Below are 16,080 nucleotides of genomic sequence, written 5' to 3'. Positions count from 1 at the left end.
TCGGTTTTGGAAGACCGGGACGGAGCGTGGATTACGCTGTCTCCTAGCAAGAGTCCTCGATCTTCAGGCCGGGGAGCGATAGCGGCGGTGAAAAATCGCTTTGAATTTTCACGCGCATAATTCACCAGTCGAATCATGATCAATCGCGGCTTCCGATACCGGCTCGACCCGACCGACGAACAGGAACTCATGTTCCGGAAGTTCGCCGGCGTCTGCCGCACCGTCTACAACGCCGCCCTCTACCAGCGCGAAGCCTTCTGGAAGCAGCATCTTCGGACGGAAGGAAAACATGTTTCATACGCTGGGCAATGCCTCGAACTGACGGATCTGCGAGCCGAATTCGACTGGATCAGGGAAGTATCCGCGACCTGCGAGCAGCAGGCTCTCCGCGACCTTGACAAGGCGTTCCAGCGGTTCTTCGATGGAATTTCAGGATATCCGACGCCACGCCGCAAGGGCGAGAACGACAGTTTCCGCTTCCAAGGGCGCGATATCGAAGTCGAGAAGCTCAATCGCAATTGGAGCCGGGTTTGGCTTCCGAAGATCGGATGGGTGCGCTTCCGCGACACCCGACCGATGATCGGGAAGCTGAAGAACGTCACCGTCTCGCTCGATCCACTCGGCTGGCACGTCTCCTTCGCCCGCGAGATCGAACATGAAGCCCCGGCGAATATCGCGCCCGCAGTCGGCATCGATAGAGGAGTCGCCAATTCCATCGCCATGTCGTCGCCGCTCGAAGGCGAGCAGTTCTTCTCCGTCGGCAAGGAGCGGCTCGCCGTCCTCGACCGGCGCCGCAGGAAGCACCAGCGCGACCTGTCCCGGCGCAGGCGCGGATCGAAACGCTGCGGCAACGCCCGCAAGCGGATCGCCGCCGTCGCCGCCAAGGGCGCCCGCGTCCGCGAGCATTTCAACCATGTCCAGACGACGCGCATCGTTCGCCGCTTCGGCACGGTCTGCATCGAGGATCTGAACATCGCCAGTATGACGGCGTCCGCGAAGGGCACGGTCGAAGAGCCGGGAAAGAACGTCGCCCAGAAGGCGGGACTGAACCGCTCCATCCTCGAGCAGGGTTGGGGTCAATTCGAGGAATTCCTCACCTACAAGCTCGCCGCTTCCGGCGGCGTGCTGGTGAAGGTCGATCCGCGCAACACTTCGCGGAAATGCTCCAACTGTGGCCATATCGACGCTCGCAATCGCGAAAGCCAAGCATCGTTCCGATGCGTCGAATGCGGACACGAGGCTCATGCCGACGTGAATGCGGCCATCAATATCCTTCAGGCCGGAACGCGGCCTTCGGTGCGGGCTCCGGCTCGACGCCGAGAATCTCGGAAGGCCGCGTAGGCCTTCCGCATAAATCCTCGCGCCTTCAGGCCGGGGAAGACGTTAATCCTCTACTTGAATGAACGCCTTCGGCGCCGCCGTCTCGGCGTCCCCGAAGAATCCATTCTTGTCCTTCCAGCCGGGAATGGGTTCCCAGCCGGAGAATCTGCGATAGCCCAGCGCGGCGGCGATCCTGTCGTTCGGGCCATGATTTCCGTAGACCAGGATCCGCGGAACCTGGGCGGCCCTCGCCAAAACGCCGCCGCGTCCATCCTCGACGACGCGGCGCACGAGCGCCACGATTTCGGCGTCGGAGATCAGGATTTCGGGAGTCGACCGGGCGTCGAGGTCGTTCATGGAAGGCGCCGTCTCTGGCGCGTCGTCATCCTCGACCCGGCGATCCTCGGCGATCCGGGCCGCGACCCAGTCCTTGAATTCCCAAAAAATCGCGCGCTCGATACGGCCGAGATCGCTTTTCGGCTCATAAGCGCCGCTCAGCTCGACCGACTCCGATTCCGGGTCGAACATCACGTAAATCGACGTGATCCGGTCGCGATCCCGTTCCGTCTGCGGCTCAAAATCGTCGAATTCGGCGGCGCGCTCGTCGGTGAGCGTGACGTCGTAATAATTGCCGGAGCCGTCGCCTTCGGCCGGCGCGATCGAGACTCCGGAATATGTGTCGAACCCCGCGTCCGTCGCAGTGGCCTCATCGATCTGCTCGACATCGAATTCGGGGTCGTTCGAGAAGCCGTCGATGTCCCCTAGTCTGTGATAGAGCTCGTCGCAGAATTGCCACGCGCTGCCTTCATCGAAGAAGATGCGGTCGCTCTGGGCGGCGTATTCACCCCAAAACGCCTCGACCTGCTCATCGGTCCATCCGTTGCGTTTCGCGCAGACGACTTTCCAAAACTTTCTGGCCATGATGGCTCTCCTCGTGAACTGAAACTCGTTGCACTCACGCTTCGGGGATCGCCCGTGAATGACGCCGGGAATCTCGGCGTCATAAGCTGGCGGTCGCGGCTATGCGGAAATGCTGTCGATCTTGTCCGCGGTTTTGCGCCATGACAGGTCGAAGATGGGATATCCGACATCCCAGAATGCCGAATAGAATCCACGACTGCCGTAGCGGAGCATCGCGTATTTGAACTTGTCCGGAACGTCGGTGCGCTGTCGAAGTTTGCGCAAAGCCCTTTTGACCGCGTGCGTTTCCCAATCGTAGTGGCCGTCCAGGACGCCTTCGAACGACCCGAAGAATTCGCCGACGCCGACGATTTCGATACGCGCCATGACCCGATTGAAGCCGTAGCGGATGGAAATCGACGCAAAGTGAGCTTCGCCGTCCATCAACTTGTAGTCGGCGTCTATGCATCTGTAGGGATTGTTACCCATGTTCGCAGTCCTCATTCGATTGATGGACCCTCAAGGGGAGAATCGTGGGTTCTCGTGAGATCGCCCGTGAATGACGCCGAGGCTTCCAGGCGCCATAGGCTGGCGGTCGTCTCAGGCGGCTTTCTTAAGCGGCAGGACGCCATATTTCGCTTCATATTCACGAAGAGCCGGCTTCGCCGCGTTGTACCAGACCATCCCGAACGCGCTCATGAGGGCGCTGCGGGCGTCCTCGCGCTCGACGGCGACGACGAGGTAGACGCCGGCGGCCGCATACATGTAGCCGGCCTCGATTTGCAGCCGAACTCGCTCGGCGTGATCGCCGGGATAGACAGAGACGACGCGATCGCCGAGACGGTTGCGGCGGGCGAATATTGTGAGCTTGGACTCCATCCGGAAGTCTCCTTGCGCTGGAACTCGTTGCAACCATGCTTCGGGGACTGGCGGTCATTCGTGTGTGCGAAGGAAATCCCCCGCCGGTCCGCGCATTATCCCGGCGCGGCTCGGTCTGAAAATCATCCGCTTGTTCAGCGGCAAAACTCATTCACTCGGTATCACGCGTCGGTATGTCAGTATCTGTTGCGCTCCTGCTCTTCATAGAGTCGTTCGAGCCGCTCGGGCGTGACGTATTCCTGGCCGGTCCGCAGCGGCAGCACGACGCGACCGCACGGTACATTCTCCGACGACGGCAGCTCGCGCACGAGAAAGCGCTGCTTGAACGGCCCCCGTCCGTCACAGCGGTACGGAGTTCCGTCCGTTTCGAAATGATAGTTCTCGCTGCGTCCCGCGCCGTTGAAGATAAAGATCTTGCTCATGACCCGTCTCCTGATCCCGACGGACGTCCGCTGCGGCCGCCGTCTACTATCTTCAATATGATGATTGATACATGTCCTGTCAACGGCCATTTTCACGTTTTGCTAAAATTTACCAAAATCCGAGATTGAGCGCATATTCAGATATCTTCATTGCGCGGATTCCGGTTGCCATTAGCGGCATCGGCGCTCATTATGATTGAGATGATGATTCGTGCAAATCGGGGTGGTGGAACGGATGGCGAAACCGACGACGAAGAAGCCGACGGCTCATTCCAGTTTTCTGGTGGGGCTCGGTGAGACGCTCTACGGGCGTGGATGGCAGAGGCGGATGGCTCAGGAGACCGGCTTCTGCCAGTCGACATTTAGTCATGTCTCGACCGGCAAGAACCCGATATCGCCCGAGCTGCGGCGATCGCTCGAATACATGCTGGTGCGCGAGTGGGATGCCATGAGCGTCCGGAAGACGGCGCTCGAAGTCGCCCTGACGCGTCTGCGCGACGAGAATTTCGATTCCGCTTCGGCTCAGGCGTCGAATGGCGGCGAGGGCGGCAAGGGAGGCGAGTGAGTGGAGCATGAAAAAGAAAGGCGCGTACTACAATGAGGTCGATCCGCGTCGTGCGGATAAGTTGCGTAATCTTATGAATGCGAGGCTGATAGCCGATGGCGAAATCGACACGAGGAGCATCAAAGATGTCGCGCCAGATGACGTTCGATCATTTGTTCAGTGTCATTGGTTCGCAGGAGTTGCAGTCTGGAGCTACGCCCTCCGACAAGCCGGGTGGCCCGACTACAAGCCCGTCTGGACCGGATCATGTCCGTGCCAGGACTACTCCGTCATCGGCCTCAAAAAAGGGAACGACGGCGAGCGCAATCTATGGCCGGTCTGGTACCCGCTCATCGACGCGTGTCGTCCTTCCGTCGTCATCGGAGAGCAGGTCGCCGGCAAGCTCATCATTGGACCGGCTGGACGACCCCGACGAGCTGACCGAGTGGCTGCTCGAAAGGACGATGGATCAAGTGACAGAGCTTGGGTCGACGTTGTACGATCTGACCTGGACCGATCACATTACGCCTTCGGGTCATTGGCTGCCCCGGCTTGCGGCTACGGTGCGCCGCAGCCCCGTCAGCGGCTCTATTGGGTCGCCGAATCACGGGACGGAGATCGATCCCAGATTGCTCGCGCCGTGGACTACGCCGCGCGTCGCAAAGAACTCCGCCTACGGGGACTCGAAGCGGGCCAAGGGATCGAGGCTGGAGGACGTCGTGCAACTCGCGAATCCGTCATGCAAGTCGAATCCGGAGACCTACGTCCCGGCCCGACTAACGGCGAATGGAGAGATGTTGATTGGCTCCTCCGCGCGGATGGACGGTGGAGCCCAGTTGAACGAGGAGTTCGTCCGATGGCTGATGGAGTTGCCGCCGGAATACGGGACGGCGCTTCGTTGTCGGCCGTCGATCGAGCCGAAATCATCAAAAGTTACGGAAACGCGCTCGTCGCGCCGCAGGCCAAAGCCTTCATCGAAGCGATCCTCCCGCGCCACTATTCCGCGATCGACATCGTGATCGCCGCAGCGAAGATGCAAGGTCATCCGTTCGGTCACCTGCTGCCGTATGCCAACGACGAAGACTCCAGCGAGGCCGCGTGATGCGCGAAATCCAGGCTCACTGCCCGTTCTGCTCCGCCGACAGGAGGCTCGTCGTCCGCGGCGAGCATTCGAGAACCGTCATGGACGGCGACGGCAGCGATGAAATCGACTGCCTGAGAATTCTCGAATGCACCGATTGCAGGAGGGGATTCGTGCGGCGGGATCACTGGAAATCCGGAGATCGCGAGGGGACGCGGATCAGCTATTGGCCGACCGGAGAGGAGTGATCGATGGCGACGGAATATTCGCATGAACATCTGCGCCGCGTCTGCTCACATGCGGTAGCGCTCGGACATGTTGGAGATACCGAGTGTGCGCTTCTTGCCGGTGATCTGAATTGGAACGGTGAGCCTGCGAAGACGTGGATCGTCGAATGGCTCGTGCCCGGATTGATTGCACGGATCATCGGGCTGGGATTGAAGATTCGGATCGACGGCCCGAACGCGAAGATCTCCTCGGCTGCGATATCTGATCCATCCGATATCATCGACGAGATCTGCCGCCAGCATGGTCTCGAGACATTCCCTGGGCTCTACGCCGACGCGGCGCGGATAACGGCGCTCGAGCAGGTGTCCGACGTGGACGGCGTCCCGATCTTTCTCTGCGATCTCTATGGATTCGCGCTGGAGGCGAACGGCTACCCTCGCTTTGGCGCGCACAAGGGCGTCTACGTCGTCGGACGATGGGACGTGATCGAAGTTTCCGTTCTTCTGCATTATCGCAGGCCGCTGCGGGCGATCGACTATGTGCAGCCGACGCTGCGCCGCGCAATTCATCGCGCAAAAATCGTCGCGAAGCACGCGCCGGCGTGGGATCGTCATGTCGCCGAACGGGATCGGCTGATCGCGGAGCGGGATGCCGAGCCTTACGACACGCCCGGCTCGTGGGTGCTCGAATTCTTGAGGGACTGATTACCTTAGCTGTTTACCAGGCGTCCACTGAATCGCCCTACGAATCCCGAAAGTGGAGTTTTCGGGACGCGTGTGATGGCGACGACATTTGATGACGACTTTATTCGGGCCGTCTTCTTGCGGATCGTGAAGGACCTGCGGCGTCCGGAAAGGACGTTCGCCATTCAATTGTTTTCCGGCGACGCCGAGTGGAATTGGAAAGCAATTTCATCGTTTCCCAACCACGTCGGCGGCTATATCGAGTATATTGTCGATGCTATCCGAGAGGCGGGCTTGACAATCAAATTGACCGGCCCCGACGCCGAGATTTCCTGCAAATCGATCCCGGCGCCAGACGACCTCGTCGATCCCTATTGTCGCCAATATCGGATTCACCCCGAATTCAACGCGGAACTCGCCGAGGGCGGTGCGACTCGGATAATGTCGGCCAGTCTCGAATTGGACGTCGGGCGCGTCCCGGTCTTCCGCTGCGACATATTCGGGCCAGCGCGGCGTCGTCACGGCGATGTCGGATTCCGCCTACACAAGAACGTCTTCGTCGTCGGGCGATGGGATGTCAGGCGGATCGTTGATGGCGTCGAGGAACTCCCGTTTCCTGCGGTCGACTACATCCAGCCGACGCTGCGCCGCGCCTCGAATCGGGCCGCTAAAATCGAGGAGTGCCTGGATTTATGGGAGGCCCGTGTCCGCGATCTGGCGCGCCAGCGAGAGGAAGAGGAAGCCGAACGCCTCCGCCTCGAAGCGGAGGCTCTCGCGGACACTCCGGGATCCTGGGCTCTTGAATTCCTGACGCCATAGCATCGGGCATCCGCCGTCGGACTCGCCGAAGGCCGTGCGACTCGCATAGCATGGCGCGTAAACGTCGCCTGCGTGGTCGCGCCGGTTCGGAGAGATGTGGATGCCTGAGAAAGAACGCTGTTACGAGACCGTCCATGAAATCTGGGTCGGTCCGGACGGCTACAAGATTCGATGCGATGGAGTCGTCGTCGCCGAGGGAATAGCCGATATCGAGGCGGCGCGGGCCGAGGTCGATCGCCGCCTGGAGCGATGGGATCCGACCGGGAGATCCTCGGGCCGCGACACTCGCCGAAGCCTCATGCTTCCATGACTTCTTCGGCGTCCTGACGTTCGGCTGCCGCCGCGTCCACGAAATCGCACCAGCCCCGCACGAGATCCCACACCTCCGGATCGACGCCGCCGTCGAATGCATAATGATCGCGCGTCGCCTTCTGCGTGGATTCGTCCTCGGATTTCCGCTTTCCGTGATCCAACAGCAGTCCGACGTCGGATTTTCGCAGACCGGCGGCAAGCCGATATGTAGTTCCGAACGCCCGGCGCATGTCGTGCGGCGAAGCGGCGGTCGGCATATCGGAAAAAATATGAGTGAGGGTCGACTCGCTCATCGTCGTCGCAGGCTGGTCGGCGCGTCGGCTGCGAACGGCGGGGAACAGCCACTCGGAATCCCCGGCGATTCGCATCGCCTCCTCGACGACGGTCCATGCCGACGGCGGCAGCGGGACGAGGTGGATTCCGACAAGGTTTCCTTTGCGCTTGGCCCTCGATGCGGCCTTTCTGTGCGCGGGCGGAATGCGCCAGACGCCGCCGGCGGCGCCGCAAGCCTTGAAGTCGGCGCGGCGCGCCAGGGCGACAGAGCGGCGTCGCTGGACGGTATATATAAGGAGCCGGCAGGCGAGGCGGTCGCGTTCGAGGAGATCGGCGGACGAAAGCCAGCGCATGATGGCGCCGATCTCCTTGCGGTCGGGCACGTGCAGTCCTTCGGATTCGTCGTCGTCTTCGACGAGCGTCCTCTCCGGAGCGCGGAGTCCTCTCATTTCCTCAGGATCGACGCCGGTCTCGGCGCGTCGGGCGTCGTGGCCGAGGAAGCGCCACAGACCGCGGATCGTCACCGCGACGACTTCCGCATGTCTCTCCGCGCCGCGCTGGGCGATCGCGGCGACCACCTTGGCGGCGTCGGATCGGTGAATATTGCGGACGGGACGGTCGAGCCACGGGCGGAACTCGGCGCCGGTCAGCGCATAGCAGTATTCCTTGGCCGTCCTTTCTCGCCTCGTTCGAAAAAGCTCGGGGCGCCAGAGGTCAACGGCGGCGCGGTAGGAGATCGACGGCGGAACGGGGACGGACTCGCGGATGCGCAGCCGCGGCATCAATCCAGCTTTCCGCTCGCGAAACGCTTTCATGTGCCGCTCGAACTCTTCGAGCACATCCCCCGGCGCATAGCCACGCAGGTTGCGCTCGATGGCGCGAAATTTATCAGTCAAAGCCCGTGCCTCGGCGAGGTCGGCCTGATTCCCCAAGTCGATTCTTTTGTGGCTGAATCCTTTGCCTGGAGACCAGCGGATTTCCCATCGCCAGCTCGCCGCCCGGCGGCGAAGGATGAGGCCGGGGCAGGCGTCGTCGCGGACCTCGGCCGGCGGACCAGAGATAACGTCCTCGAATTTTTTGACCGTCAATTTCATGTGGGGTCAATACAACGGGGGCAACGGTGGGGCAACGGTGGCCGGAGCACACTTTCCCCTTATGGATAGGGGATTCCGTGGTAAACTTCAGCTATCAAACAGCTTTTTAACCATAAATCCAGAGTATTTGCCCCCAAAATATTGCTTCAGCACCAGATTGTGGATCTGGGGGTCCCCCGTTCAAGTCGGGGTGGCGGTACCATTCAAGCTGCTGAAAAATAGAGGCTCCTGGCTTCCGTTGGCGCAGCCGTGACATGGCTGGCGCGGTCACGAATCTCGCCGTGCGGCGCTCTCTCTCCGCTTGAGTTTGTCAGTCGCTCGCAACGCGCTCGAGCTGCCCCGCGACTTTCCGCCGCCGCCTTAGAATTTTACACGCGCAAATCATCGTCCCGGTCGTCCGAGGCCGGGACCCGGCGCGCCGCCGCCGCCGAAGCCGCCCGGCCCAGACGGAAAGCCGTGACCGACCGGCCCCGTCGGAATTGCAGGAGTCCCATAGCCGCCCGGCGCGGCCGAAGGGTCTAGGCCGGACGGAAATTCGACGCCGACGCCAGGGGACGTGTCCGCGGGCCGGCGCGTCGGGCTCGGCGGCTCCGGGATCTCGCGCTGCTCCTTGGCGGCGCCGCGCTTGCCGAGCGTCTCGCTCGTCGTCAGCGAGCGGATCGACCAGCCGCCCGCCGATGTCGCATCTATGTCGACGACCGCGCGCGCCACGCCCTGGAAGGAAAGGTCGTGGCCGCGGCCGAGCGTCAGGCCGCTCGCGGTCTTCACGGTTCCGCCGCGCCGTTCGAGATAGGTCTCGACGAGAAAATTGCTCGGCCCGCGCGGGAGCCAAGCGTCGGCGGAGGTCGAGGTCACGTCCAGCGTTCCATTCGCGGCGGCGCCGCGCACCAATATGCGTTGGCCGAGCATGGCCTCCGCGACGCCCGACAAGGCTTGCGCGCCGATGGCGAGCCGTCGATCCGACGCGCGCGTGACGACGCCCACGAGCTGGGCGGCGCCGGGCTCCACTCTTTCCACGAGGCTCGCGACGATCGTCTGATCCGGCAGGCGAAGGCCGCTCACCGCCACATGCTGGCCGATGGCGAAGGCGCTCGGCTTCTCGATCCTGGCGCCGCGTCCGAATTCGATTCTTTGGCCGAGAACGCGCAAGCCATGGTCGAAGACTTGCTCCACCGGTCCGACGACCTCGCGCAGAATCTGAATTTTATTCGTGGTCGATCGTCCGCCGTCGTTGACGGCCACCAGCGAGACGACATGGCCGATGCGCAGATCGCCGACGCTCGCCGCGCGGCCGTCGATGCGCACCTCGGCGTCCGCAGGATAGGAGACGCGAAGCCCATTGACGATGATGCTGCCGAAAGCGCGAATGGTTCCGACGACGCCGGTTCCGCCAATGCCATTGTCTCGGTCGGGAATGACGGAGATATAGCCGGTTCCGCCAATGCCATTGTCCTTGGGCTTGTCGCCCGCGGCCTGCGCGCGCGTCACTGCGGAAGAGAGAAGCGAGACGAGCAGGGTCGCCAATTGCCGTCGGGTCGGATGGCGGAACGGGCTCACGCGCGCGCGCCCTTCTTTCCGCTCGCCGGCTCGCTCGATGGCCGCTCGTCCTCACGATAGACATAGACGCCGAAGGTCCAGCGCCAGCGTCCTTCCTCGTCGCTGCGCTGGAGCGTCTGCGCCTCGCGATTGGCCGCGATCAGCCCTTCCATCGCCAGCTCGCGCGACAGCGCCTCGAGACGCCGCGCGCCAGCTTCCGAGAGACCTTCATAATGAACGGCGCGCTCCATGAAGGGCGCCGGCTCCTGAACGATATTGGCGGCCGCCGCCGCTATGTGATCGTGGAGATTGCGGCCGAAATAGTAGAGCTGACGCTCGTCGCCCTTGTCGGGCGCGATGGCCGCCTCGCCGAGCACGACGCGTCCATCCGCATCGAGCGATGCGATCTTGCGATCGAGCCATTCGTCGAGCACGGCGCGCGGCCGCACGTCGCGCGTCACTTCCTCGACCAGTGATTCGAAGGTCGGACCGCGCCCCGGCGTTCCGGCGCGCCGCAGCGGCGCCGGGGCGCCTTTCCGATCGGCGAAGCGCCGATCGCCGAGCCAGAGCGCGACGATTTGCGAGGTGCGCGAGACGCTGGCGGGAACGGTCCTCACCGGCGCGCCGGCCTCTCGGAGGCGGCGAATCTCCTTGCGGTGAATGCCGGTGAGCAGGCTGATGCGGCTGTCGGTCTGCTCCTTGTCCGGCAGAGCGCAGTCGTAAACCGCGACATTCACATAGAGCTCGCGCAGCAGCTCGCAGAGCGCGGGAAATGTCACGCCGTAGCGAATCAGCAGCCGCACGAGCGGGCGCAGCAGCCGGGCGATCGGCTGTTGCAGGCGCGCGGCGTCGGTAAGCCCATTGTCCTCGCTATCGGCCATGATCGAATCTAACCCGCGACGCCGTGGGACACAATCCCACGCGCTCTTGACAGGCTGGATTTTTGTTCGCAGAGTGCGTGGGACATTTTCCCACGCTGCGCGAAGGGTCGGCGGATATGGGCGAATGTCACGCTCGAAACGCGCTTTCTCGACAAAATGCCGATGACGGCTGTGGTCGAAGGGCGCGAGGCGGCGGCGATCGTCGGAGCATTCGGGAAACTTCGAGCCATGAACATGCATGCTGTACCGGATTTTCTGAAAAACGCAGGCTCCGCCGGGCTTCTCGGCGACATTGGCCGCCAGCAGGATGACGCGACGCGGATCGCGCTCTATCTCGCTGCGCAAATCCAGAAAGAGCATCTCGAGCTGCATCGCCAGCGCGTCGCCGGCGCCATCGATCCCGTCACTGCGCATTGCTATCTGAAGATCAAGGAATTCATCTGGACCGCGACGCGCCTCCTGGGCTTGGCGCATCTGCATGACGGCACGCGCAAGCGCATTCCCGCGCCGCCGCATCCGCGCAATCCGCTGGGCGACGACGATCCGACTTGCGCCATTCTCGACTCCACATCGCCACGCCTCTTCATCGATGTGACGCCGACCTATCGACATGGCGGCAATCAGGGAATTCAACGCGTCGTTCGCGAGATCGCAAATCGTTCGATGCGTGGGGAAGGCGCGCTTCCCGTGGTGATCCAGAATGGACGGCTCGCGCCCTATTTCGAGCGCCGCGCGCCGCTGCCGCCCATAGAGTTTCGCAAGGGCGACAAATTCCTGATCGTGGACGCGAGCTGGCTGGTGACGGACGAATATGTTCCGATCATCGAAAAGCTCACGGCCGCGGGCGGACAGCTCGTGACCCTGGTCCATGATCTCATCCCGCTGACGCAGCCGCTCAGCGTCGCTGCGCCGATGACGGATCAATTCAAAACATGGTTCGAATCCGTCGTGCTGAAGAGCGATCGCATCCTCTGCGTATCGCGAAGCGTCGCCGATGACGTCGTCGCTCATATCTCGCGTGAAGGCGCGCGGACGAAGCCGGATCTGCGCGTCGGCTGGTGGCGGCTCGGCGCCGATTTCGACGAGCAGGCCGAAAAATCCGTCTCCGCCGAGGCGCGTGAGATAACAGCGGGCGACACGCCCTTCTTCTTGAGCGTCGGCACGCTCGAGCCGAGAAAAGCCTATCCGATCGCGCTGGAAGCCTTTGATATTCTGTGGCGCTCCGATGTTCTCGACGCGCGCTATGTCATCATCGGCCGTCCCGGCTGGCAGAGCGAGGCGATTCAGCGCGAGATAAAAGATCATCCCGAGCTCGGCCGCCGTCTCTTCTGGCTGAACGATGCGAGCGACGCCGATCTTCGGCATTGCTATGAGCATGCCCGCGGCTTGATCTTTCCGTCCATGGTCGAGGGATTCGGCCTGCCGCTCGTCGAGGCCGGCCGGCGTGGAATTCCCGTCATCGCCTCGGATATTCCGGTCTTTCATGAAATCGCCGGCCCCGATGTCCGCTATTTCGACCTTCTCGATTCGGTCGATCTCGCCCATGAAATTCTGCGCCTCTCGCGCGAGGCGCCGACGCGCGGCGAAGCTTCCTATCTCACATGGGACGACGCCGCGGATGCGCTGCTGGAGCTGGTGACGAGAGACGCCTATCAGGCGCGAATCGTCGGCGCGGCGAATGCGTCCGGCTTCGCCGCGCATGGCCCGCTCATGGCCGATGAGCCGAGCGCTTTTTGAAACATTCCGCAAGAGGAGCCCGCATGAATCTGTCGATCATCATGATGATCCAGCCGCTGGTCGAGAGAGCCGACGGCATTCTCCGGCTCTTGGCCAATGGGCTCGTCGTCGTCGATCTCGCCGGCTTTCTGCTGATTCTCGGAATTCTCGTCTTCGAGCTTTTTTGACGCCGCCGTCCGAGCGGCGCATGCGGATGCGAGACAGAAAATGCGATATTTCGATCGAAGCGCAATATTCATCGACGGCGCCAATCTTCATCTGACGGTCAGCTGTCTCGGCATAGATCTCGACTACGCCCGGCTTTTGCGCGCGCTTCGCGGAAAGGCGTCCTCCGCCCAGGCTTTCTATTATGTGGCGTTGAGCGACACGCAATCCAACGGCGCCATAAATCGGCTGACGGACTGGCTCGCCTATAATGGTTATGTCGTCGTCGCGAAGCCGATCGCGGAAACAGTCGACGGCTTCGGTCGGCGGCGATTCAAAGGCAGCATAGACGTCGATCTCGCCGTCGCCGCCATGGCGATGGCCGAGCATGTCGATGCGATGACATTGGTGTCGGGCAATGGCGCCTATCGATCGCTCATCGGCGCGATTCAGCGCAAGGGCGTGCGCGTCTCCGTCGCTTCCACGATCAAGACGCACCCGCCGATCATCGCCGAGGAGCTACGGCGTCAGGCCGATGACTTCATCGATATCGGCGCCATAGCGGATAAGATCAAACGCGTCTCCATCGCGACTGTCGGCTGATCGAGCGGCCGAGGAGAGCGCTGGCGATCACGCGCGCGCCTTTGCGTCGCCTGCGGGAAGGAAGATCGCGAGCAGTCCGATCAGCGGCAGGAAAGAGCAGATCTGATAGACGAATTCGATGCTCGTGCGATCCGCGAGCGCGCCGAGCGCCGCCGCGCCGAGGCCGCTCATGCCGAATGCGAAGCCGAAGAAGAGGCCCGAGACCGCGCCGATGCGATTGGGCGTCAGCTCCTGCGCATAGACGAGAATCGCCGGAAACGCCGAGGACAGCATGAAGCCGATCACCGCGCTGAGGCCGACCGTCGCCGGCAGGCCGACATAGGGCAGGGCGAGAGTGAAGGGCAGGACGCCGAGAATGGAGCCCCAGATCACGCGCTTGCGGCCGAGCCGATCGCCCAGGGCGCCGCCGATGACCGTGCCTCCCGCCGATGTGGCGAGAAAGACGAACAGATAGATTTGCGAGTCCTGCGGCGACGTGTCGAAACGGCTCATCAGATAGAAGACATAATAATTGCTGAGCCCGGCGAGATAGACGAATTTGGAGAACATCAGCGCGATGAGAACCGCGAGCGTGCGGCGGCGCTGCGCCGGTGAGAGCCCCATGCTGGCGCGCGTCGCCGCGCCGGACCGGCTGCGCGCATGGCCATTGCTGCGGATCCAATGTCCGAGCGGCGTCACCACGCAAATGCCGGCGAGCGCGACGAGCGCGAACCAGGCGAGGCTGCTCTGTCCGCGCGGCAGAATGAAGAATGCGGCGAGCAATGGTCCGAGCGAGGAGCCGAAATTGCCGCCGACCTGAAACAGCGATTGCGCGAGGCCATGCGCGCCGCCCGAGGCGATGCGGGCGATGCGCGAGGATTCGGGATGGAAGATGGAGGAGCCGACGCCGAGCAGCATCGCCGCCGCGAGCAGCGCCGGATAGCTCGGCGCGAAGGCGAGGCCGAGCAGGCCGCACAGGGTCGATCCCATGCCGACGACCAGCGAGAATGGTTGCGGGCGGCGATCCGTGTAGAGGCCGACCAGCGGCTGCAGCAGCGAGGCGGTGATCTGATAGGCGAGGCTGAGCAGGCCGATCTGCCCGAAATCGAGATCGAACCCGCCTTTCAGCAGCGGATAGATCGCCGGCAGCAGCGACTGCATCATATCGTTCAGAAAATGGCAGAAGCTGATCGCGCCCAGCACGGGAAATGCGGGCGCGCCGGCCTCCGGCCGATCGGCGACGGATCTGCTCAAGGGGACGCCTTTCTCCCTCGGCGCGCGAGGCCGCGGCTGGAGAGGGAATTCCGACTCGGGGCTGCACACCGCCCGAGGCGGCGATTCATAAAAGGCGAAGCCTTCGTCGTCCACCCGAAGACGCGCGCGGCGTCGCCGAGGGGGTGGAAAATCGCCGCGACGCGCGCGCGTCGTCGCTCGATTATTCTCTCCCGCTTTTGTCAGCGAGAATAAACGGCCCCACCAAAAAATCGCTTGTCGGCGCGGGCCGCATATGTCTATTTCCTAGTATATTAGTCAGCTAATGGAGCCTCCCGACGATGCATAAGATCGCCCGCGCCTCCCTCGTTCTCGCCGCGAGCGTTTTCGCTCTCGCGGCCGCGGCGCAGCAGCGCCCCGACTTCAGCAAGGTCGAAATCAAGACGACGCAGCTCGCGCCGAATTTCCACGTTCTGGAAGGGCAGGGCGGCGCGATCAGCGTGCTGAGCGGCCCCGAGGGCGTGCTGCTCGTCGACTCGCAATTCGCGCCGCTGACCGACAAGATCGTCGAGGCGATCAAGAAGATCTCCGACAAGCCGATCCGCTTCCTCGTCAACACGCATGTGCATGGCGACCATGTGGGCGGCAATGAGAATCTGGCCAAGGCCGGCGCGCTGATCTTCGCGCGCGATCAGCTGCGCGCCCGCCTTCAGAATCCCAATCCGGCGGCGGATGGAACGCCCGGCAAGCCCGCCGTGGCCGAGGCGCTGCCTGTCGTCACCTATGACAATCAGGTCACGATTCATATCGACGGCGAGCATGTGCGGCTCATTCCCATCCGCAACGCGCATACGGACGGGGACACGCTGGTCTTCTTCCCCGAGCACGACATTCTCGCGGTCGGCGATTATTTCCGCAGCACGGGCTATCCGGTCGTCGATCTCAACAATGGCGGCACGCTCGCCGGCATCATAGACGGGCTCGGCGCCACCATCGGCCGCGCCGGTCCCAACACCAAGGTCGTGCCCGGCCATGGCCCGATCGTCGGTCGCGATGCGCTCATCGCCCAGCGGGATCTCATCATCGCCGTGCGCGACAAGGTCGCCGCGCTCGTCGATCAGGGCAAGACGCTGGAGGAGGTCATCGCCGCCAAGCCGACGGCCGAGTTCGACGCCAAGGTTCCGAATGCGGAGCAGAGCTCCGAGCGCTTCGTCAAATGGCTCTACGCCGAAGTCAAGACGGCCAAGACCAAGACGGCGGCGCGCTGAGCCGAGACGATTTCCCATCCACGCGAAGGCGGCCGGCGACGGCCGCCTTCGGCTTATTTACGGTCCCGCTCCGGACGAGGGCGTCGCCGGCGGAGATCGCTTTCGAATTCGGACGAGCGTTGACCCTCGGCGCCGTCGGGACGATAGTGCGGCAACGACTCCGCG

17 protein-coding genes and 1 pseudogene are annotated in these 16,080 nt (G+C 62.8%); 10 read left to right on the top strand and 8 right to left on the bottom strand.

Annotation, left to right across the window (positions count from 1 at the left end; all coding sequences use genetic code 11):
- Nucleotides 1-135 precede the first annotated feature (135 nt).
- Nucleotides 136-1,341: an RNA-guided endonuclease TnpB family protein gene (locus K369_RS13825; protein WP_051949287.1), complete on the top strand. Its 1,206-nt coding sequence runs from the start codon at nucleotides 136-138 to the stop codon at nucleotides 1,339-1,341.
- 42 nt (nucleotides 1,342-1,383) lie between these two features.
- Here K369_RS13825 and K369_RS13820 read toward each other — a convergent pair whose 3' ends face one another.
- The 4 genes from K369_RS13820 to K369_RS13805 all read right to left on the bottom strand — a co-directional run bounded on the left by K369_RS13820 (nucleotide 1,384) and on the right by K369_RS13805 (nucleotide 3,521).
- Complete coding sequence (locus K369_RS13820) at nucleotides 1,384-2,241, bottom strand: hypothetical protein (protein ID WP_036291938.1); 858 nt, start codon at nucleotides 2,239-2,241, stop codon at nucleotides 1,384-1,386.
- 99 nt (nucleotides 2,242-2,340) lie between these two features.
- A complete protein-coding gene (locus tag K369_RS13815) occupies nucleotides 2,341-2,709 on the bottom strand; it encodes a hypothetical protein (protein WP_036291936.1) in 369 nt (122 codons plus the stop codon).
- 111 nt (nucleotides 2,710-2,820) lie between these two features.
- Entirely contained in the window at nucleotides 2,821-3,099 is a 279-nt protein-coding gene (locus K369_RS13810; protein ID WP_036291934.1) for a hypothetical protein, read from the bottom strand.
- A gap of 176 nt (nucleotides 3,100-3,275) precedes the next feature.
- A complete protein-coding gene (locus K369_RS13805) occupies nucleotides 3,276-3,521 on the bottom strand; it encodes a hypothetical protein (protein WP_036291932.1) in 246 nt (81 codons plus the stop codon).
- Between the two features lie 235 nt (nucleotides 3,522-3,756).
- Between K369_RS13805 and K369_RS13800 the strand changes: the two genes are divergently transcribed.
- From K369_RS13800 to K369_RS13785, 5 genes and pseudogenes are all read left to right on the top strand, one after another.
- Nucleotides 3,757-4,086 carry a hypothetical protein gene (locus tag K369_RS13800; protein ID WP_036291930.1) on the top strand — a complete coding sequence of 110 codons (330 nt, stop codon included), beginning with the start codon at nucleotides 3,757-3,759 and terminating at the stop codon, nucleotides 4,084-4,086.
- Nucleotides 4,055-4,450, top strand: a pseudogene (locus K369_RS28280) (DNA cytosine methyltransferase); the annotation flags it as partial. The gene K369_RS13800 and the pseudogene K369_RS28280, both read left to right, overlap by 32 nt.
- A 471-nt stretch (nucleotides 4,451-4,921) precedes the next feature.
- Entirely contained in the window at nucleotides 4,922-5,167 is a 246-nt protein-coding gene (locus tag K369_RS27740; protein WP_245278200.1) for a hypothetical protein, read from the top strand.
- Between the two features lie 230 nt (nucleotides 5,168-5,397).
- Nucleotides 5,398-6,078, top strand: a complete 681-nt coding sequence (locus K369_RS13790; protein ID WP_156967895.1) for a hypothetical protein — start codon at nucleotides 5,398-5,400, stop codon at nucleotides 6,076-6,078.
- Nucleotides 6,079-6,153: 75 nt separating this feature from the next.
- A complete protein-coding gene (locus K369_RS13785; RefSeq protein WP_036291925.1) occupies nucleotides 6,154-6,876 on the top strand; it encodes a hypothetical protein in 723 nt (240 codons plus the stop codon).
- A 296-nt stretch (nucleotides 6,877-7,172) separates the two neighbouring features.
- On the opposite strand, the gene K369_RS13775 is transcribed toward K369_RS13785, so the two are convergent.
- From K369_RS13775 to K369_RS13765, 3 genes are all read right to left on the bottom strand, one after another.
- Nucleotides 7,173-8,357, bottom strand: a complete 1,185-nt coding sequence (locus tag K369_RS13775) for a hypothetical protein (protein WP_156967894.1) — start codon at nucleotides 8,355-8,357, stop codon at nucleotides 7,173-7,175.
- 579 nt (nucleotides 8,358-8,936) lie between these two features.
- Nucleotides 8,937-10,112, bottom strand: coding sequence for a DUF5666 domain-containing protein (locus K369_RS13770; RefSeq protein WP_156967893.1), 1,176 nt, complete (start codon nucleotides 10,110-10,112; stop codon nucleotides 8,937-8,939).
- Nucleotides 10,109-10,972: a DUF6502 family protein gene (locus K369_RS13765; RefSeq protein WP_036291919.1), complete on the bottom strand. Its 864-nt coding sequence runs from the start codon at nucleotides 10,970-10,972 to the stop codon at nucleotides 10,109-10,111. Before K369_RS13765 ends, K369_RS13770 begins: the two co-directional genes overlap by 4 nt.
- Nucleotides 10,973-11,200: 228 nt before the next feature.
- On the opposite strand from K369_RS13765, the gene K369_RS13760 reads away from it, so the two are divergent.
- From K369_RS13760 to K369_RS13755, 3 genes are read left to right on the top strand one after another with little or no spacing between them, the layout of a single operon-like run.
- Nucleotides 11,201-12,709 carry a glycosyltransferase family 1 protein gene (locus tag K369_RS13760; RefSeq protein ID WP_245278199.1) on the top strand — a complete coding sequence of 503 codons (1,509 nt, stop codon included), beginning with the start codon at nucleotides 11,201-11,203 and terminating at the stop codon, nucleotides 12,707-12,709.
- 23 nt (nucleotides 12,710-12,732) lie between these two features.
- Nucleotides 12,733-12,876, top strand: coding sequence for a hypothetical protein (locus tag K369_RS26515; protein ID WP_156967892.1), 144 nt, complete (start codon nucleotides 12,733-12,735; stop codon nucleotides 12,874-12,876).
- 40 nt (nucleotides 12,877-12,916) lie between these two features.
- Nucleotides 12,917-13,456, top strand: a complete 540-nt coding sequence (locus K369_RS13755) for an NYN domain-containing protein (RefSeq protein WP_084570676.1) — start codon at nucleotides 12,917-12,919, stop codon at nucleotides 13,454-13,456.
- 27 nt (nucleotides 13,457-13,483) lie between these two features.
- Here the strand turns inward: K369_RS13755 and K369_RS13750 are convergent, their stop codons facing one another.
- Nucleotides 13,484-14,689, bottom strand: a complete 1,206-nt coding sequence (locus tag K369_RS13750) for an MFS transporter (RefSeq protein WP_036295212.1) — start codon at nucleotides 14,687-14,689, stop codon at nucleotides 13,484-13,486.
- A 299-nt stretch (nucleotides 14,690-14,988) separates the two neighbouring features.
- Here K369_RS13750 and K369_RS13745 point away from each other — a divergent pair, with 299 nt between their 5' ends.
- On the top strand, nucleotides 14,989-15,915 hold the full coding sequence (locus K369_RS13745; RefSeq protein ID WP_036291917.1) for an MBL fold metallo-hydrolase: 927 nt from the start codon (nucleotides 14,989-14,991) through the stop codon (nucleotides 15,913-15,915).
- Nucleotides 15,916-16,080 lie beyond the last annotated feature (165 nt).

It is taken from the genome of Methylosinus sp. PW1, from assembly GCF_000745215.1.
GTDB lineage: Bacteria > Pseudomonadota > Alphaproteobacteria > Rhizobiales > Beijerinckiaceae > Methylosinus.
Note: the sequence above shows the minus strand (reverse complement) of the source record. Positions and strands in the feature narration are given on the sequence as shown.